At 34.2% G+C, this 18,467-nt stretch carries 18 protein-coding genes, 2 tRNA genes and 1 pseudogene; 19 read left to right on the forward strand and 2 right to left on the reverse strand.

The genetic code is table 11. The features are described 5' to 3' along the window. Positions 1–203: 203 nt before the first annotated feature. The 4 genes and pseudogenes from yabP to AC3ASS_RS10635 all read left to right on the forward strand — a co-directional run bounded on the left by yabP (position 204) and on the right by AC3ASS_RS10635 (position 2,028). The gene (gene yabP, locus AC3ASS_RS10620; RefSeq protein ID WP_488283504.1) at positions 204–506 is read left to right on the forward strand and encodes a sporulation protein YabP; all 303 of its coding nucleotides are present in this window, start codon (positions 204–206) and stop codon (positions 504–506) included. Beyond that, positions 503–760 (forward strand): annotated as a pseudogene (yabQ, locus tag AC3ASS_RS10625) (spore cortex biosynthesis protein YabQ); the annotation flags it as partial. The gene yabP and the pseudogene yabQ, both read left to right, overlap by 4 nt. A gap of 366 nt (positions 761–1,126) precedes the next feature. Then, positions 1,127–1,546 carry an FtsB family cell division protein gene (locus AC3ASS_RS10630; RefSeq protein WP_488283505.1) on the forward strand — a complete coding sequence of 140 codons (420 nt, stop codon included), beginning with the start codon at positions 1,127–1,129 and terminating at the stop codon, positions 1,544–1,546. A gap of 74 nt (positions 1,547–1,620) precedes the next feature. Next, positions 1,621–2,028, forward strand: a complete 408-nt coding sequence (locus AC3ASS_RS10635; protein ID WP_488283506.1) for a S1 domain-containing RNA-binding protein — start codon at positions 1,621–1,623, stop codon at positions 2,026–2,028. A 224-nt stretch (positions 2,029–2,252) separates the two neighbouring features. On the opposite strand, the gene AC3ASS_RS10640 is transcribed toward AC3ASS_RS10635, so the two are convergent. Together AC3ASS_RS10640 and AC3ASS_RS10645 are read right to left on the reverse strand one after the other, a co-directional pair. Beyond that, positions 2,253–2,324 (reverse strand) — tRNA-Glu (locus tag AC3ASS_RS10640). A gap of 8 nt (positions 2,325–2,332) precedes the next feature. After that, a tRNA-Met gene (locus AC3ASS_RS10645) sits at positions 2,333–2,406 on the reverse strand. A gap of 441 nt (positions 2,407–2,847) precedes the next feature. Here AC3ASS_RS10645 and spoIIE point away from each other — a divergent pair. The 15 genes from spoIIE (at position 2,848) to dusB (ending at position 18,300) form a co-directional block, all read left to right on the forward strand. Next, a complete protein-coding gene (gene spoIIE / locus AC3ASS_RS10650) occupies positions 2,848–5,316 on the forward strand; it encodes a stage II sporulation protein E (RefSeq protein WP_488283507.1) in 2,469 nt (822 codons plus the stop codon). A 104-nt stretch (positions 5,317–5,420) separates the two neighbouring features. Continuing rightward, entirely contained in the window at positions 5,421–6,158 is a 738-nt protein-coding gene (locus AC3ASS_RS10655) for a VWA domain-containing protein (RefSeq protein WP_488283508.1), read from the forward strand. Continuing rightward, positions 6,127–7,104, forward strand: a complete 978-nt coding sequence (locus AC3ASS_RS10660; protein ID WP_488283509.1) for a protein kinase domain-containing protein — start codon at positions 6,127–6,129, stop codon at positions 7,102–7,104. Before AC3ASS_RS10655 ends, AC3ASS_RS10660 begins: the two co-directional genes overlap by 32 nt. Positions 7,105–7,209: 105 nt before the next feature. Further along, entirely contained in the window at positions 7,210–8,613 is a 1,404-nt protein-coding gene (tilS, locus tag AC3ASS_RS10665; protein WP_488283510.1) for a tRNA lysidine(34) synthetase TilS, read from the forward strand. 19 nt (positions 8,614–8,632) lie between these two features. After that, the gene (hpt, locus tag AC3ASS_RS10670; protein WP_488283511.1) at positions 8,633–9,178 is read left to right on the forward strand and encodes a hypoxanthine phosphoribosyltransferase; all 546 of its coding nucleotides are present in this window, start codon (positions 8,633–8,635) and stop codon (positions 9,176–9,178) included. An 85-nt stretch (positions 9,179–9,263) separates the two neighbouring features. Next, on the forward strand, positions 9,264–11,237 hold the full coding sequence (gene ftsH / locus AC3ASS_RS10675; protein WP_488283512.1) for an ATP-dependent zinc metalloprotease FtsH: 1,974 nt from the start codon (positions 9,264–9,266) through the stop codon (positions 11,235–11,237). 145 nt (positions 11,238–11,382) lie between these two features. After that, positions 11,383–12,162 (forward strand): type III pantothenate kinase, encoded by a 780-nt coding sequence (locus AC3ASS_RS10680; protein WP_488283513.1) that lies wholly within the window; start codon positions 11,383–11,385, stop codon positions 12,160–12,162. Between the two features lie 21 nt (positions 12,163–12,183). Further along, positions 12,184–13,059: an Hsp33 family molecular chaperone HslO gene (hslO, locus tag AC3ASS_RS10685; RefSeq protein ID WP_488283514.1), complete on the forward strand. Its 876-nt coding sequence runs from the start codon at positions 12,184–12,186 to the stop codon at positions 13,057–13,059. Between the two features lie 27 nt (positions 13,060–13,086). Then, positions 13,087–13,992: a peptidyl-prolyl cis-trans isomerase gene (locus AC3ASS_RS10690; protein WP_488283515.1), complete on the forward strand. Its 906-nt coding sequence runs from the start codon at positions 13,087–13,089 to the stop codon at positions 13,990–13,992. A 170-nt stretch (positions 13,993–14,162) separates the two neighbouring features. Continuing rightward, entirely contained in the window at positions 14,163–15,086 is a 924-nt protein-coding gene (gene cysK, locus AC3ASS_RS10695) for a cysteine synthase A (protein ID WP_488283516.1), read from the forward strand. Positions 15,087–15,390: 304 nt separating this feature from the next. Next, the gene (folP, locus tag AC3ASS_RS10700) at positions 15,391–16,230 is read left to right on the forward strand and encodes a dihydropteroate synthase (RefSeq protein WP_488283517.1); all 840 of its coding nucleotides are present in this window, start codon (positions 15,391–15,393) and stop codon (positions 16,228–16,230) included. Beyond that, entirely contained in the window at positions 16,223–16,582 is a 360-nt protein-coding gene (folB, locus tag AC3ASS_RS10705; RefSeq protein ID WP_488283518.1) for a dihydroneopterin aldolase, read from the forward strand. The genes folP and folB overlap by 8 nt, the downstream gene beginning before the upstream one ends. Positions 16,583–16,586: 4 nt before the next feature. Then, positions 16,587–17,114: a 2-amino-4-hydroxy-6-hydroxymethyldihydropteridine diphosphokinase gene (gene folK / locus AC3ASS_RS10710; RefSeq protein WP_488283519.1), complete on the forward strand. Its 528-nt coding sequence runs from the start codon at positions 16,587–16,589 to the stop codon at positions 17,112–17,114. Beyond that, a complete protein-coding gene (locus tag AC3ASS_RS10715; RefSeq protein WP_488283520.1) occupies positions 17,066–17,272 on the forward strand; it encodes a helix-turn-helix domain-containing protein in 207 nt (68 codons plus the stop codon). Before folK ends, AC3ASS_RS10715 begins: the two co-directional genes overlap by 49 nt. A 26-nt stretch (positions 17,273–17,298) precedes the next feature. Continuing rightward, positions 17,299–18,300 (forward strand): tRNA dihydrouridine synthase DusB, encoded by a 1,002-nt coding sequence (dusB, locus tag AC3ASS_RS10720; protein ID WP_488283521.1) that lies wholly within the window; start codon positions 17,299–17,301, stop codon positions 18,298–18,300. Positions 18,301–18,467 lie beyond the last annotated feature (167 nt).

Below are 18,467 nucleotides of genomic sequence, written 5' to 3' on the forward strand. Positions count from 1 at the left end.
GATTATTGTCAGTACGCTTCGATAACATCCTAAATTTCCCCCGTTAACCAAGAATTCTATCCCTATTATACAAAAAAGCCTGTAGATTTGGCCCCTAAGTTAGGGACTTTGTCTACAAGCTGAGAACAAGCAAATAGCTTGTTCTATTTTTTTTAGCTGAACATAACTATTTAATATAAGAAATATTGAATCGGGGGATGTATATGAGCCAATATTACGAGCCTTCCAATGTTAAAAATACGGTACAAGATCATGATATTATTATGAGAAGCAGACGTATTCTAGATATTACAGGAGTAAAACATGTCGAAAGCTTTGACAATGAGGAATTTTTATTAGAAACGGTCATGGGTTTGCTCAATATTAGAGGGCAAAATTTACAAATGAAGAACTTAGATGTTGATAAAGGAGTTGTTTCCATAAAAGGGAAAATTTTTGAGATTGTATATGTGGATGAATATCAAGGGGAGAAAGCTAAAGGTTTCTTTAGCAAGTTGTTTAAATGAGTTTAACAGTACAATTTTATACAATGCTTTCCATGATCGCCATGGGAAGCTTTTTTGGGGCGGCTTTAGACACATATAGCCGCTTTTTAAAAAGAAATAAAAGAAAGAAATGGATTATTTTTATTAATGATATATTATTTTGGCTTTTTCAAGGTTTAGTAATATTTTATGTATTATATACGGTAAATAAAGGAGAAGTTAGATTTTATATATTTTTAGCCTTATTATGTGGCTATGCGGCATATCAAAGTCTATTGAAACGAATATATCTTAACCTACTTGAGAAGATCATTAGAATCAGTATATCCTTTTATAAAATGATGGTCCATGCAGTCCAATTGTTTATCGTAAAACCTATTCGATCGCTAATTTCTTTATTAATTGCTATAGGTACATCAATATTACTCATGTTAAAATCCTTACTTCTTTTCATCTGGAAGATTATGAAATGGCTATTTTTTATATTCAGATATCCAATTCAACTCATCTTAAATGTTTTTTGGAAAATAGTTCCGAAGAACGTTAAAAATTTTTTCATAAGTATGTATAATAAAATGAAAGGATTTTTCTCAAGAATAAAGAATAGGTTTAATAAGGATAAAAATTGAGGAGAGACGGGGATGAATAGCAAAACAAATAAGCGGACCATCACACCTTTGAATGAAACATATATAATAAAGCATGAATTAAAACAAAAACATGAAGCTAAAAAGCGGAAGCTGCTATATCGCCGTTTGTCCGTATTTTTTGTGATGGTTTCAATAGTTTCTTACTTTTTAATAAATACCTTGATTTCTCAGTCGAAAACAATAAAAGCAAAGCAAGAAGAATTGAGTCAATTAGAGACAAAGTTTTCTGAACTTCAAAAACAACAAAAATTGCTAGAGGAAGAAATTATAAAACTGAATGATGATGAGTATATAGGGAAGTTGGCACGTAAAGAATATTATTTATCTGATGAAAATGAAATTATATTTACAATTCCTGAAGAAAACGATAAGAATAAAGACAAAAAAAAGGAAAAAGGAGACTCTAATTGACACATAATTTTAATCTTGGCTATAATATATATTAAAGTTTTATTTTTTTAAATTTAAGGAGGAAATACTTTTTTATGTCAATTGAAGTAGGCAGCAAGTTACAAGGCAAAGTAACAGGTATCACTAATTTTGGAGCGTTCGTAGAGCTGCCAGAGGGCTCAACGGGTCTAGTTCATATCAGCGAGGTTGCAGATAATTACGTAAAGGACATTAACGAACATCTAAAAGTTGGCGACCAAGTAGAAGTGAAAGTTATCAATGTTGAGAAAGATGGTAAGATTGGCCTGTCAATAAAAAAGGCAAAGGAAAGAAAAAATGAACCTTCTCAACGTTCAAATCGTTCCAATAAAGGAGATCGTTCTTCAAAAGAAAGTTTTGAGCAAAAAATGGCTCGATTCTTAAAAGAAAGTGAAGATCGACTTTCATCTTTAAAACGTAGTGTTGATTCAAAACGGGGCGGAAGAGGTGCTAGACGCGGGTAACTTGCTGTCTTTGATCCGATATAAATATAAGAAGTTCCGTTTTCAATAATAAATGTTGTCTATACTGCTCGTTCAACGGGCAGTTTTTTGTTTTGATTGATTACATACATGTTTTCAATATGGCACTTCTACAAATGTCGTGGTATAAACATTTAGTCATAGAAAAAATTAAAGGGCATGAAAAAAGCACCTCAAGTGATGTTTGAGGTGCTTTCTCTATTTTATGACCCGTACGGGATTCGAACCCGTGTTACCGCCGTGAAAGGGCGGTGTCTTAACCACTTGACCAACGGGCCAATAGAAGTAGCGGCGGAGGGAATCGAACCCACGACCTCACGGGTATGAACCGTACGCTCTAGCCAGCTGAGCTACGCCGCCATATTAAAACGACAAGAACTATATTACAAAGTTTTTTAGTACCTGTCAATGAAAAATCAAAAAAATTTTATGGTCTAATGAGTACAATTAATGTTTTTAAAAGTAATTTGTGAAGAATAACAGCAATGTTTTTTATTACTGTAATAAACTAATATTCCATTCGCAAGGGTGATTTTTCTACATTCTTAAAATTTTCCGCTGTTTTTTTCATTTATGTCGAAATGCGAGAACCCCTTTATTATCAATGTTTTATTATATGAATTCAAAAATAGACATTGATTAAATAAATAAAAAAAACTCAAAATTATGTTTACTTTTTAAATAATCCGTTGAGACTAGTCGAATATTTCTCATTTTTAAAATAGTAATTTTGACAAAGTTTACAGCCTGTCCCATATATAATATCCCTTAAATTAGTTCGGAAGAGGGAGTGTATAATCAATGGAAAAAGTAGAACGGATGATCTTTGAACCCATGAAGGAATCAAGTATTCAAATGGATCGAATGGATTGGAGTAATGCAATTGGAAAATTGAATAAAAGGTTGGCGGACCTTTTCATTGGGAAGGGAATACTCTTATTTCTCATTGGATTTTTATTGGGTCGAGCGTTTATTTTGTCTACTTTATCACCTTTTGGATTACCATTCTTTGCTTCAGTTTATCTAATTAGAAGAGACCGTGCACCGTTAGTATTAATTGGATTAGTCGGTGGTTCCTTAACCGTTTCTGTTATTGACTCTATTTACGTTTTCGGAGGAAGCTTATTTTTCCTACTCCTATATCGAACTACTCAAAGTTTAAGAAAAGATCATTTAAAGTCTTTGCCGTTTTATATATTTGTTACCATTCTTCTCTTTCGAATGGGATTAATTTTTATGTCTAAAGGACAAATATCCTTATATGATTTAATGATGACAGGTGTGGAAGCAAGTCTTGGTTTTGTATTAACGTTAATTTTTATTCAAAGTATCCCATTTTTTACAATGAGTCGAAATCGACAACATTTAAAAACAGAAGAAATTGTCTGTTTAATTATTCTGCTCGCATCTGTTATGACAGGGACGATAGGTTGGACCATTTACGGTCTTTCCATTGAAAATATTTTTTCCAGATATCTAATCCTTATTTTTTCTTTTGTGGCTGGAGCAACTGTTGGCTCTACTGTCGGTGTTGTTACAGGATTAATTTTCGGGTTGGCAAATGTTACAAGTTTCTCGCAAATGAGTTTACTTGCATTTGCTGGATTATTAGGTGGATTGTTAAAAGAAGGGAAAAAATTAGGTGTTTCAGTTGGTCTATTTATTGCTACATTACTTATAAGTATGTATGGTGAAGGAATATCTACTCTTCAATTATCAATTTATGAGACTCTTGTTGCAATTATTCTCCTATATTTAACTCCTAAAGGTTTTACATCAGGACTTGCAAAAAGTATACCTGGGACAGCAGAATATTCAGCAGAACAGCAACAGTACATGAGAAAAATTAGGGATGTAACTGCTCATCGTGTAGCACAATTTTCCTCTATGTTTCATGCCTTATCGAAAAGTTTTTCACAATATGACATAAATGACGACAATGATGATGATCGTGAATTAGATTATTTTTTAAGCAATGTGACGGAAAAAACATGTCAAACATGCTTTAAAAAAGAGATTTGTTGGGCGAAAAATTTCACAAAAACTTATGACTTAATGAAACATACAATGTTTGAATTAGAAGAAAACAATGGGAATTTATCTCAATGGACGAATAGGGAATGGGTCAAACATTGCGTTCGTAATGATAAAGTCATAGATGCCATTCAAAAAGAATTGAACTATTATTTGGCTAATAAAAAATTGAAAAAACAGGTGAAAGAAAGTAGAAGGCTAGTGGCCGATCAATTATTAGGTGTATCAGAGGTAATGAGTAACTTTGCAAAAGAAATTCAAAGGGAAAGAGATAATCATGAAAAACAAGAAGAGCAAATTTTAAATGCTTTACAATCCTTTGGCATTGAGATTAACCATGTTGAAATTTATAGCCTTGAACAGGGAAATGTTGATATCGATATGACAATCCCTTATTGTCAAGGTCACGGACAATGTGAAAAGCTGATTGCCCCATTGTTATCTGATATTTTAGGAGAAAATATTGTAGTCAAGTCAGAGGAATGTGCACAAGTACCAAATGAATACTGTTACGTGACTTTTCGTTCAGCTAAAGCTTTCACAGTTGAAACAGGAGTTGCCCATGCGGCAAAAGGTGGCGGTCTAATTTCCGGGGACAGTTATTCAATGATTGAATTAGGTGCAGGGAAGTATGCTATTGCTATAAGTGACGGTATGGGAAATGGAGAAAAAGCTCATTATGAGAGCAATGAAACATTAATGTTGTTGAAAAAAATACTGCAATCCGGAATAGAAGAAAAGGTAGCGATAAAATCTGTCAATTCCATTTTAACCCTTAGAACAACAGATGAAATTTTTTCAACATTAGATTTAGCGATAATAGATTTAAAAGATGCTCATTCCAAATTTTTGAAAATTGGCTCTTCACCAAGTTTTGTTAAAAGAGGAGATCGTGTATTTAAAATAGAAGCAAGTAATTTACCTATTGGTATTGTGCAAGATTTTGAAGTAGATGTTGTATCAGAGCAATTAAAAGCAGGGGATTTATTAATTATGATGAGTGATGGAGTTTTTGAAGGACCAAAGCATATAGAAAATCCTGATTTATGGATGAAGCGAAAAATTCGAGAGATCGAAACAAATGATCCTCAAGAAGTTGCAGATTTATTATTAGAAGAAGTTATTCGGACAAAATCAAAATATATTGATGATGATATGACTGTGATTGTTGCTAAAATTAACCACAATATTCCAAAATGGTCAGCAATTCCTGCACCAATTAAAAAACGTGCATAATTTCTCACATTTTTAAAATAATAATAAATTTACGCTTTTAAGATAGTATAAATTCCCCTCCATTCGTCGAAGATGGTAATAACTTTATTGCGGAGGGGAGTTTTATGAAAACAGGAACGTTAAAACAAATTTTATTAATTACTGACGGCTGTTCAAACCAAGGGGAAGACCCCATTGCGATGGCAGCATTAGCAAAAGAACAAGGAATTACCGTTAATGTTATTGGAGTAATGGAAAACGATGTCATTGATGAACAAGGAATGCAAGAAATTGAAGGGATTGCCCTTTCAGGTGGTGGAGTTAGCCAAGTTGTTTATACGAAACAATTATCACAAACCGTTCAAATGGTGACTCGAAAAGCAATGACACAAACTATTCAAGGAGTAGTTAATCAAGAACTAAGACAAATATTAGGTTCTTCAGCATCTATGGAAGAGCTTCCTCCTGAAAAAAGAGGAGAAATCATGGAAGTTGTTGATGAACTAAATGAAACTGTTAACTTAGAAGTATTGATACTAGTTGATACAAGTGCAAGTATGAAACATAAACTTCCGACTGTAAAAGAAGCATTATTAGACTTATCTTTAAGTCTCAATGCGAGAATGGGAGACAATAAATTTGCGGTTTTTGTATTTCCCGGGAAAAGGAAAGATGTCGAAAAATTGCTAGATTGGACACCTAAACTCGAATCATTAACGACTATTTTTTCTAAACTAACACCAGGTGGAATTACTCCGACAGGTCCAGCAATTAGAGAAGCGATTTCATATTTCGAGAAAAAACGTTCATTAAGGAGTTTGTTAAGAAGAGATGATGAATCAATCTTTGAAGAGTCTGTCTAGTATTACCTATGGAACGGTAGTGATAGGAAAATGGCATCGAAATCGATATCGCATTATAAAACAACTCGGATATGGAGCAAATGGGGTAGTCTACTTGGCAGATTGGAATGGAAAAAAAGTAGCTATAAAAATGAGCAATAATAGTGTTTCGATTACATCGGAGGTTAATGTATTAAAATCGTTCTCCAAGGTCCAAGGGTATGCCCTCGGACCTTCTTTGATTGATATCGATGATTGGGCAAAAGAAGGAACTTTTATTCCATTTTATGTTATGGAGTATATCGAAGGGTTAAATTTTGTGCAGTTTATTCAAAAAAATGGTTATACATGGGTGCCAATATTAATTCTTCAATTACTAAATGATTTGCATCAATTGCATATGCAAGGCTGGGTATTTGGAGATTTGAAACCTGAAAATTTAATTGTTTCTAATCCACCACCAAAAATTAGATGTATAGATGTCGGAGGAACTACTTTACAAGGAAGGGCAATTAAAGAATATACCGAGTTTTTTGATCGCGGATATTGGGGATTAGGTGGCAGAAAAGCAGAACCATCCTATGACTTATTTGCTGTTGCCATGGTCATGATAAATGCGTTCTATCCAAAAAAATTTGAAAGGAAACAATCGGGACTTTTACAACTAAAAGAAATAATAAAAAATCATCGTGAACTTTCCCAATATGAAGGAGTATTAATAAAAGCTTTAAGCGGGAAATATCAATCAGCTTTAGAAATGAGAGATGATATTATCGATAACTTAAATAAGTATACTGTTAAGAAAACAATAAAGAATAAAACAAATATGCATAAAAAATCTGTAAATAAACCTTCCAGCCAGAATGGTGTATACAAAAGCAAAAAAAGTAGTCTATTTGAAACGGTCTTTATCGTTTTTGTTATTAGTCTTTTTTATGCTTTATATGTAATAGCAAAAATTTATTAAAAAATTTTTTTGAAATTTAATAATCTATCATTTTTTACCGATTTATTGGTAAAATATATGAAAGAATATAAAAAATGCTCAAGTTAAAGTAAGGGACGATATATCATGCTGGAACAAAACGTACAGCAATTTATTAACCGCCACCAATTATTGCATCAAAATGATAAAATCTTAGTTGGAGTATCTGGCGGGCCAGATTCATTGGCACTTCTCCATTTTTTGAAGGAAAGGAAACATCAATGGGGATTTACCATTGTAGCAGCTCATGTCGACCATATGTTTAGAGGTAAACAATCCTATGATGAACTTCTGTATGTGCAAAAGCTTTGTGAGGAATGGGGCATCGAGTTTATAGGAGAACAAATATACGTTCAAAAAATTATGGAAGAACAAAAGACAGGACTTCAAGAGACAGCTCGTAAGGTACGATACAACTTTTTTTCAAAAGTGATGAAAGAGAAAAATTTAAATGTGCTTGCACTAGCTCATCATGGAGATGACCAAATTGAAACCATTTTAATGAGGTTAACACGGGGAAGTGATTGGAAGGGAAGAGCCGGTATTCCAGTCAAAAGAAAGTTTGGACAAGGATTTATTGTTCGACCATTCTTATGTGTAACAAAAGATGAAATTGAAGATTATTGCAAGAAACACTCTCTTCATCCAGTATATGATCCAAGTAATAAAAAACTAGATTATAGTCGAAATCGATTTAGACAAAAAATATTACCATTTTTAAAAGAGGAAAATAAAAATGTGCATATCCATTTTCAAAGATATAGTGAAGAATTACAAGAGGATCATTCATACTTAATGGAATTAACTGTCCAACAAATGAATAAATTAATGAGGAAGAAATGTGAAAAATATTATGAAATAACAATAGAACCGTTTTTATCTATGCCTTTGCCTTTACAAAGAAGAGGGATTCATCTAATATTAAACTATCTCTATAAAGAAATTCCTCCTTCATTATCCGCCGTACATATTGATTCAATATTAAGGCTGTTAAATAATCCTTTCAATCCATCGGGAATGTTGAATTTACCTAATGGATTAAAGGTTGAACGTTCCTATAATATATGTTCATTTCATTTTCCATCCAATAAGATGATTCCGTATAATTATTTATGGGACCTTACGCATAATATTGAACTCCCGGATGGAAGCATCCTAACAGTTAATAATTTCAAGGGAAATAATGTACGTGGGAATAATGTTTTTATATTAGATTTAAACAAAATACCACTCCCTCTTTACATAAGAACTAGAGAAAATGGAGATCGAATTCAATTAAAAGGTATGAATGGTTCAAAGAAAATTAGTGATATTTTTATTGATGAAAAGATACCAAAAAAGTATAGGGACTATTGGCCAGTAATTACAAATAGTCACGGGGAAATAATCTGGATCCCGGGATTAAAAAAATCAAATTATGAAGCAAATGTAGATGGTAATATAGCTGGCACCTATATTATTCTTAAATATGAGAAGAATCAGGATAGCTAATTTTAGGGGGCATTATTAGATGAAGCAAGATATTGAAAGAATTTTAATCAGCGAAGAAGAAATTCAAGCAAAAATAAAAGAAATGGCAGCACAATTAACCGAGGAATATAAAGACAGATTTCCACTTGCGATAGGTGTACTAAAAGGTGCAATGCCTTTTATGGCAGATTTATTAAAAAATGTTGATACATATCTAGAAATGGATTTTATGGATGTTTCTAGTTATGGGAGTGGAACGGTTTCTTCCGGTGAAGTAAAAATTTTAAAAGACCTTGATACTTCTGTAGAAGGAAGAGATATTTTAATCATTGAGGATATTATCGATAGTGGTCTAACACTTAGTTATTTAGTTGAATTATTTCGATATCGCAAGGCAAAATCAATAAAAATTGTTACTTTATTAGATAAGCCTAGTGGGAGAAAGGCGGACATTAAAGCAGACTTAGTTGGTTTTATCGTACCAGATGAGTTTGTAGTTGGTTATGGGTTGGATTACGCTGAAAAATACCGCAACCTTCCATTTATTGGGGTTTTAAAACCTGAAGTTTACTCAAAAAATGATTAATATCCATGAGTGTAATTTCTTGTAATGGTATAAATATCTATGATACTATTTACTATAGTTTGTTTCCCTTAGGAGGAGGTCAGGGATGAATCGTATCTTCCGTAATACTATTTTTTATTTACTAATATTTCTTGTCATCATAGGTGTTGTCAGTTTTTTTAATGATAATAATGAACCGACAAAACAAATTAGTTATGGAGAATTTATTACTTACTTAGAAAAAGGTGAGGTAGATTCCATTACCTTGCAACCCGAAAGACAAGTATATGAGGTTCGAGGTAAGTTAAAGGGAACTAGTGAAAATGAATTCTTCTTAGTAAATATCCCACTTGGAAATAGTGGAGCTTTACAAAAGATAGATCAAATAGCTACTACGAATAATACAAAAATTGAATATTTAATGGCTAGGGAAACTAGTGGTTGGGTATCATTTTTTACCACTATGATTCCGTTTATCATTATATTTATCTTATTCTTCTTTTTACTTAACCAAGCTCAAGGCGGCGGAAGTCGTGTCATGAACTTTGGGAAAAGTAAGGCGAAATTATATAGTGAAGATAAGAAAAAAGTACGCTTTAAAGATGTAGCTGGAGCCGATGAAGAAAAGGCTGAATTGGTTGAAGTGGTTGAGTTCTTAAAAGATCCACGTAAATTTGCTGAATTAGGAGCAAGAATCCCTAAAGGTGTACTATTAGTTGGACCTCCTGGAACGGGTAAAACGCTGCTTGCAAGAGCGGTTGCCGGGGAAGCAGGTGTTCCATTTTTCTCAATAAGCGGTTCGGACTTTGTTGAGATGTTCGTTGGTGTAGGTGCATCTCGAGTAAGAGATTTATTTGAAAACGCTAAGAAAAATGCTCCTTGTATTATTTTTATTGATGAAATAGATGCAGTTGGTCGTCAACGTGGTGCTGGACTTGGTGGAGGACATGATGAAAGAGAGCAAACGTTAAACCAATTACTCGTTGAGATGGACGGATTTGGAGCTAATGAAGGAATCATTATTATTGCCGCTACAAACCGACCGGATATTTTAGACCCTGCATTATTACGTCCAGGTCGTTTCGATAGACAAATTACCGTTGATCGTCCAGATGTTAAAGGACGGGAAGCTGTATTACGTGTGCATGCTCGAAATAAACCGCTAGATGAATCTGTTGATTTAAAAACGATCGCCATGAGAACACCGGGATTTTCTGGTGCTGATCTTGAGAACTTATTAAATGAAGCTGCATTAGTTGCCGCACGCCAAAATAAAAAGAAAATTGATATGTCAGACGTAGATGAAGCAACTGATCGTGTAATTGCCGGTCCTTCGAAAAAGAGCCGTGTGGTTTCTGAAAAAGAACGTCGCATTGTTGCTTTTCATGAAAGTGGACATACGATTATTGGAGTTACGCTTGATCAAGCAGACTTCGTTCACAAAGTTACAATTGTTCCTCGTGGTCAAGCAGGTGGTTATGCTGTTATGCTACCTAAAGAAGACCGTTTCTTAATGACAAAACCAGAATTACTAGACAAAATAACTGGTTTATTAGGTGGTCGCGTAGCTGAGGAAATAGTTTTCGGTGAAGTAAGCACAGGTGCACATAATGACTTCCAACGTGCAACAAGCATTGCTCGCCGAATGGTAACCGAATATGGTATGAGTGATAAACTTGGACCATTGCAATTTGGACAATCTCAAGGTCAAGTATTTCTAGGAAGGGATTTCCATAACGAACAAAATTATTCTGATCAAATCGCCTACGAAATAGATCTTGAAATACAAAGAATCATTAAAGAGTGTTATGAAAGAGCTAAAAATATTATCACAGAAAAACGTGAGAAGTTGGATTTGATTGCCCATACATTGCTTGAAGTGGAAACTTTAGATGCTGAACAGATCAAGCATTTAATGGAAAATGGGACATTACCTGATCGAAGCGGCAACAGTCAAGAAGAAGTGAAAGTCAATATTTCTGGGAAAAAAGAAGAGTCAACCATTAGCAAAATTCAAGAAGAAAAACAGAACGATTCTTCTCCAGAAAAGACAAGCGATGAATCCGAAGATGACAAATAAGATTAAAGGAACTCCCCGTACAAATTTAGTACGGGGTTTTTATATAGAAAAAATTTCTTCGTTCTTATAAAATGGGAATTATCCATAATCGATTTTGTATGTTATGATGTTTGCAGTAAACAAGAGATGAAAAAGTGGTGAGAACATGATTTTTGTATTAGACGTAGGCAACACTAATATTGTCCTAGGAGTTTATGATAAAGATGAGCTGATTCATCATTGGCGAATTGAAACGAATCGTAATAGGACAGAAGATGAATATGGAATGATTATTAAGTCCCTTTTCGACCATGCTGAAATTTCAATGGGAGAGATCGAAGGTATCATTATTTCTTCAGTCGTACCACCAATTATGTTGGCACTTGAAAAAATGTGTCATAAATATTTTAATATTAAACCAATTATTGTTGGACCTGGAATTAAAACGGGGTTAAATATAAAGGCAGATTATCCTCAACAGGTTGGAGCCGATCGAATTGTAAATGCAGTGGCTGCAATTCATGAGTACGGTGCCCCATTAATCATTGTAGATTTTGGAACAGCAACTACCTATTGTTATGTAAATGAAAACGGTGAATATATGGGCGGAGCCATAGCACCTGGAATAAAAATTTCAACTGAAGCATTATATTCAAGAGCGGCAAAACTGCCACGCATAGAAATTGCTGCACCGAAGGAAATCGTTGGGAAGAATACTGTCTCAGCCATGCAGTCGGGCATTGTTTACGGATACGTTGGACAAGTGGAAGGAATCGTCAAAAGAATGAAGGAGCAGAGCAAAAAAGTTCCGACAGTTATAGCAACGGGTGGACTTTCCGAATTAATTGCAAAGGAATCCGATTGTATAGATATTATTGATCCATATTTGACGTTAAAAGGACTTCTAATCATTTATAAAAGAAACAAGACCAATCAGAGAAAATAGCTATTTGGAAGGAGCAACAGAATGGGTGATTATTTAGTAAGAGCATTAGGTTATGATGGACAAGTTCGTGCATATGCTGTTTGTACAACAGACACAGTTGCAGAAGCGCAGCGTAGACATGGTACGTTGGCGACAGCGTCTGCGGCGTTAGGTCGCGCAATGACCGCTGGAGTTATGATGGGTTCAATGTTAAAAGGTGATAGTAAAATTACAATAAAAATAGAGGGTGGAGGCCCTATAGGAGTAATCCTTGTAGATGCAAATGCAAATGGAGATGTCCGCGGTTATGTGACTAATCCTCACGTACATTTTGATTTAAACGAAAAAGGAAAATTAGATGTTCGCAGAGCTGTTGGAACAAACGGGGTTTTAACAGTAGTAAAAGATTTAGGGTTAAAAGAACATTTTTCAGGGCAAGTCCCAATTATTTCAGGTGAACTCGGAGAGGATTTCACTTATTATTTTGTTTCTTCTGAGCAAGTTCCTTCATCTGTTGGAGTAGGGGTACTAGTTAATCCAGACCACAGTATTGCTGCTGCTGGAGGATTTATTTTACAACTAATGCCTGGTGCCACAGAAGAAACCATTTCATCTTTAGAAAGGCGATTACAATCGATCAAACCTGTATCAACCATGGTTAATGAAGGGATGACACCGGAACAAATATTAGGTGAGCTATTGGGAGACAATTTAAAGATTTTGGATCAATTAGAAGTAAGATTTAAATGCAATTGCTCGAAAGACAGGTTTCAAAATGCCCTAATTAGTTTAGGTGCCAAAGAAATAGAAGATATGATTGAAGAAGATGGTAAGGCAGAAGTACAATGTCATTTTTGTAATGAAGTATACCATTTTACAAAAGAAGAACTTATAGAATTAAAAAAAGAAGCTAAATAAAAAGATAGAGGTCGGGAGAGGAGACTCTTGAGTAAAAGACTGCTTATATACGTAATAATGGGTCTTATCCTTACTAATTGTTTGACAGTTGCCTATATGTTATCAGATAAAAAAAGCATTAACGCTTCTAGTGATATTCTAGATGGAAAAGAGGAAGTAGTAGCTAAAGTAGGTAATGAAAATATTACTCGTGAAACTTGGCTTTTAGAAATAGAAAAAAAGTATGGAAAAGATGTACTTGAAGGACTAATAAACCAGAAAATCGTTAAAAAACTTAAAGAGAAATACAAAATCTCCATTGATCCTATTGAAGTAGAAAGAGAACTAAGAATGTTAAAGATTATGTACTCAGGCACTTTGAATGGGGAAACTTTCAATGAAAAAGAATGGGAAGAACAAATTGAAAATAGCCTTGTCATTGAAGAAATAATTACGAAAGATGTTTCCATAGACAAAAAAGAAATTGAACAGTATTATGAACAGAATAAAATGTTTTATAACTTTCCAGATTACTATCATTTATCACATATTGTAGTAAGAACATTAGATGAGGCCCAACAGATAGTAGGGGAATTAGAAAAGGGAGGAAATTTTCAAACCTTAGCAATGGAATGGTCTGTTGATCCTTTATCAGCTACATCAGGCGGAAATATTGGATTTATTGCTGAAGGTGACGAGCATTATCCAGAAAAATATGTAGAAGAAGCTAAAAAGCTTAAAGCAAATCATTGGAGCAATCCAATTAAAACAGACATAGGATATGCAATTATTTTCTTACATGAACATGTTAAAGGTGTACATTATAGTTTTGACCAGATGAAAAACCAAATTAGAAGACAAATTGCACTTAAACAGCTCGATGCCCCTATGTCTATCCGTCATTTTTGGGATGAAATTGGAGTTCATTGGTTTTATGGAGATACGAATGGGTAGCATAGAAAAATCTATGCTATTTTTTTTGGGATAGTTTTTGAATAAGACCCATAAAATATATGAAAAGAAAAAATTGTAATCAAATTCGTTGACAATGTTCTAAAATAATCATTAAACTAATATAAAACCAATAAAAATAGTAGGAATTTTTAAAAAAGGTGGCGAAAAGTATGAAAGCGGTTCAGTCGATTGCGGAAATCGTTGGCAAAACCCCTGTAGTAAAATTAAACAGAGTTGTAGATGAAAATATGGCAGATGTTTATTTAAAGCTGGAGTTTATGAATCCTGGCAGTAGCGTAAAGGATCGAATTGCATTAGCGATGATTGAAGATGCGGAGAAAAAAGGCTTAATTAAACCAGGTGACACAATCATTGAACCTACAAGCGGGAATACAGGTATTGGGTTAGCAATGATTGCTGCAGCAAAAGGTTATAAGGCCATACTTGTCATGCCTGAAACAATGAGTTTAGAACGAAGAAATCTTTTACGTGCTTACGGTGCGGAATTAGTATTAACCCCAGGGCCAGAGGGTATGAAAGGTGCTATTTCTAGAGCTGAAGAACTTGCAAAAGAGGAAGGTTATTTTATGCCTCAGCAATTCAACAATGAAGCTAATCCAGAAATTCATCGCTTAACAACTGGTCCAGAAATTGTAGAACAAATGGGAGACTCTTTAGATGCTTTTGTAGCAGGTATTGGTACAGGAGGAACCATTACTGGTGCAGGGAAAGTGTTGAGAGAGAAATATCCAAACATAAAAATTTATGCAGTCGAACCAGCAGATTCTCCTGTTCTTTCAGGTGGTAAGCCTGGACCTCATAAAATTCAAGGAATTGGGGCAGGGTTTGTTCCAAAAATATTAGATACAAATATCTATGATGAAATAATCAGAGTATCTACAGAAGATGCGTTCGAATGGGCACGTAAAACAGCAAGACAAGAAGGAATCCTTGGAGGAATCTCATCAGGAGCTGCCATTTATGCAGCTATACAAGTTGCAAAAAAACTTGGTAAAGGTAAAAAAGTTTTAGCCATTATACCAAGTAATGGAGAGAGATATTTAAGTACACCACTTTACCAATTTGAATCATAATTATAAGGGGCTTACATATTAGTAAGCCTCTCTCTTTTTGTGATTAAAAATAATAAATATTATTTTATGTATCACTGTTTTAGCTTTCAAATTAGTGTTTAAAACCCAATTTCACTACTCTATTCCTTGGTATGATCCTGAATTAGTCCAACAGCTCTTTATAGATTTGTTTTTTATGAATGGTTATCTCTGTAGTATAAGCAGTACGTTTGCCTCGTGCTTTTGTTCCTGAATCCATTCATTTTTTTATTTTCCTTTGATATATTATTTTTACGATAACTATTTCTCTCCGTGGAGGTTTTACATGGAATTTATAATAAAATGTGGAGATTATACTTTAGATACTTCGAAAAAAACGCTTATCATGGGTATTTTAAATATAACACCAGACTCTTTCTCAGATGGCGGGAAGTATACTGCTGTGGAAGAGGCTGCACGTCGTGCAAAGGAAATGGTAGAGCAAGGTGCGGATATTATTGATATAGGTGGAGAATCTACACGTCCTGGTCATAAGCCGATAAGTGTAGAGGAAGAAATCAATAGAGTGATCCCTGTTATTAAAGAAATAAGAAAAGTTGTTAACGTACCAATTTCTATCGATACGTATAAATCAGAAACAGCAAAGCAAGCTCTCGAAGCGGGTGCTAATATTATTAATGATATTTGGGGTGGAAAAAAAGATAGGAATATCGTAAAAGTTGCTTCTCAATATAACGTACCGATTATTTTAATGCATAATAGGACAGACCGAAATTATCAACTGTTTATGAGAGACGTTTTAAATGATTTATTTGAAAGTATATATATTGCTAAAAGTGCAGGTGTAAAAGATGAACAAATAATATTAGATCCAGGAATAGGCTTTGCTAGAGATTATGAACAAAATTTAGAAACGATGCGAAATTTAGATAAAATTGTATCACTTGGCTATCCGGTTTTATTAGGAACATCAAGAAAATCTATGATTGGACAAGCATTAGATTTACCTGTAAATGAAAGAATGGAAGGAACAGGCGCTACCGTATGTTATGGGATTACTAAAGGTTGTCACATTATGCGAGTCCATGACGTTAAAGAAATGAGCAGGATGGCTAAAATGATGGATATACTCATGGGTAAGGGGAGAGATGGTAATTGTGGATAAAATTTATTTAAATAGGATGGAGTTTTATGGTTATCATGGAGTGTTTCCAGAAGAGACGAAATTAGGTCAACGTTTCATAGTCGATTTAATAGTAGAGACAGACTTAAAAAAAGCTGGTATAACGGACAATTTAGATGAATCCATTAATTATGCTGAATTATTTAATCTTTGTAAAAAAATTGTGGAAGGTAAACCGTATAAATTAATTGAATCAGTTGCTGAAAAAATTGCCGAAGAAATATTAAATCAATACAAGAAAATTCAATTTTGTACGGTGAAAGTTACAAAACCTGATCCTCCTATCCCAGGAAATTATCAATCCGTGGCAGTTGAAATTACAAGAAGTCGGTGAGAAAATGTCTAACAAAGCTTATTTATCATTAGGGTCTAATATTGGCGAAAGATTTAAATATTTAAAAAAGGCTATATCCTTACTAAATGCTCATCCTAAAATATCTATCTCAAAAATTTCGTCTATTTATGAAACGGATCCAGTTGGATTTGAAGAACAAAATTGTTTCCTTAATATCGTTGTCGAAATAAACACTTCACTAACTGCAATGGAATTATTAAATTATTGCCTACAAGTAGAAAAAGATCTAGGGCGAATTCGAAATGTGAGATGGGGTCCTAGAACCATTGATATTGATATTTTATTATATAATGAAGAAATTTATGAAAGTAACCAACTAACAATTCCTCATCCTCGAATGCATGAGAGAGAGTTTGTATTAATTCCGTTGACTGAAATTAATCCGACCATTATTATACCAAAAGTAGAGCGGAATGTAGTTGACGCACTTAAAAAGATATCAAATCAAAAAGGGGTGCGATTATGGAAGCAGTTAAATGGGGAAGACGTATTCGAGCTTTTAGAAAATTAAAGGGATACACACAAGAAAGCTTTGCTCAATCGCTAGGAATTTCAGTATCGGTTTTAGGCGAAGTTGAAAGAGGAAACAGAATGCCTAATATGGCGCTTTTATTAGAAATAAGTAAACTTCTAAAAATTTCAATAGACGAATTAAAACCATCCGATTAATTCATGAATGAAGAAGGGGGAGGGAAATGTTTAAAATTGGTGACATCCAAATAGAAAATCGAGTTGTCCTTGCCCCTATGGCTGGCGTTTGCAACTCAGCTTTTCGTCTTACCGTTAAAGAATTTGGAGCGGGTTTAGTTTATGCAGAGATGGTTAGTGATAAAGGCATTATATTTAAAAATGAGAAAACTATGAATATGCTCTACATTGATGAACGTGAATATCCGATGGCTCTTCAAATTTTTGGTGGCGAAAAGGAAACGTTAGTAGAAGCAGCTAAGTTTGTAGATAAAAATACAACTGCTAATATTATTGATATCAACATGGGATGTCCTGTACCTAAAATTACCAAATGTGATGCCGGAGCGAAATGGTTATTAGACCCTAACAAAATTTATGAAATGGTCTCAGCGGTTGTAGATGCAGTTGAAAAGCCAGTGACGGTTAAAATGAGGATGGGCTGGGATGAAGACCATATTTTTGCAGTTGAAAATGCAAAAGCCGTTGAGAGAGCAGGAGGGTCGGCAATTGCTTTGCATGGCAGGACCCGGGTTCAAATGTATGAAGGGACTGCAAATTGGGATATTATTAGAGAAGTAAAGGAAGCAGTTAGTATCCCTGTTATTGGAAATGGCGATGTAAAAACACCTGAAGATGCTAAACGGATGATTGACTTAACAGGCTGTGATGGTGTTATGATTGGAAGAGCAGCACTCGGAAATCCATGGATGATTTATCGCACCGTAAAGTATTTAGAATCTGGAGAATTAATAGGCGAGCCTTCTGTAAGAGAAAAAATGAATGTCTGTATATTACATTTAGACCGGCTAATTAAGTTAAAAGGTGAATATGTTGCAGTTAGAGAAATGAGAAAACATGCAGCTTGGTACTTAAAAGGAGTTCCTGGGAGTGGAAAATATAGAAACCAAATAAACGAGTGTGAAACCCGTGAACAACTAGTCTCGTTATTAACGCGCTTAGTAGATGAAGTTGAAGAGAGAGGAAATATCACTCCAGAAGCTGTATAAAAGGTATATAAGAAAATATACTGCCGAAAAGCTTCGGCAGTATATCAGCTTGTAGACAAAGTCCCTAACTTAGGGGCCAAATCTACAGGCTTTTTTGTATAATAGGGATAGAATTCTTGGTTAACGGGGGAAATTTAGGATGTTATCGAAGCGTACTGACAATAATC

Source organism: Bacillus sp. JST-5 (assembly GCF_057747715.1).

Coding starts and splice junctions, on each gene's coding strand:
- yabP (WP_488283504.1), top strand. CDS start 204: ATGAGCCAATATTACGAGCCTTCCAATGTTAAAAATACGGTACAAGAT.
- AC3ASS_RS10630 (WP_488283505.1), top strand. CDS start 1,127: ATGAATAGCAAAACAAATAAGCGGACCATCACACCTTTGAATGAAACA.
- AC3ASS_RS10635 (WP_488283506.1), top strand. CDS start 1,621: ATGTCAATTGAAGTAGGCAGCAAGTTACAAGGCAAAGTAACAGGTATC.
- spoIIE (WP_488283507.1), top strand. CDS start 2,848: ATGGAAAAAGTAGAACGGATGATCTTTGAACCCATGAAGGAATCAAGT.
- AC3ASS_RS10655 (WP_488283508.1), top strand. CDS start 5,421: ATGAAAACAGGAACGTTAAAACAAATTTTATTAATTACTGACGGCTGT.
- AC3ASS_RS10660 (WP_488283509.1), top strand. CDS start 6,127: ATGATGAATCAATCTTTGAAGAGTCTGTCTAGTATTACCTATGGAACG.
- tilS (WP_488283510.1), top strand. CDS start 7,210: ATGCTGGAACAAAACGTACAGCAATTTATTAACCGCCACCAATTATTG.
- hpt (WP_488283511.1), top strand. CDS start 8,633: ATGAAGCAAGATATTGAAAGAATTTTAATCAGCGAAGAAGAAATTCAA.
- ftsH (WP_488283512.1), top strand. CDS start 9,264: ATGAATCGTATCTTCCGTAATACTATTTTTTATTTACTAATATTTCTT.
- AC3ASS_RS10680 (WP_488283513.1), top strand. CDS start 11,383: ATGATTTTTGTATTAGACGTAGGCAACACTAATATTGTCCTAGGAGTT.
- hslO (WP_488283514.1), top strand. CDS start 12,184: ATGGGTGATTATTTAGTAAGAGCATTAGGTTATGATGGACAAGTTCGT.
- cysK (WP_488283516.1), top strand. CDS start 14,163: ATGAAAGCGGTTCAGTCGATTGCGGAAATCGTTGGCAAAACCCCTGTA.
- folP (WP_488283517.1), top strand. CDS start 15,391: ATGGAATTTATAATAAAATGTGGAGATTATACTTTAGATACTTCGAAA.
- folK (WP_488283519.1), top strand. CDS start 16,587: ATGTCTAACAAAGCTTATTTATCATTAGGGTCTAATATTGGCGAAAGA.
- AC3ASS_RS10715 (WP_488283520.1), top strand. CDS start 17,066: ATGGAAGCAGTTAAATGGGGAAGACGTATTCGAGCTTTTAGAAAATTA.
- dusB (WP_488283521.1), top strand. CDS start 17,299: ATGTTTAAAATTGGTGACATCCAAATAGAAAATCGAGTTGTCCTTGCC.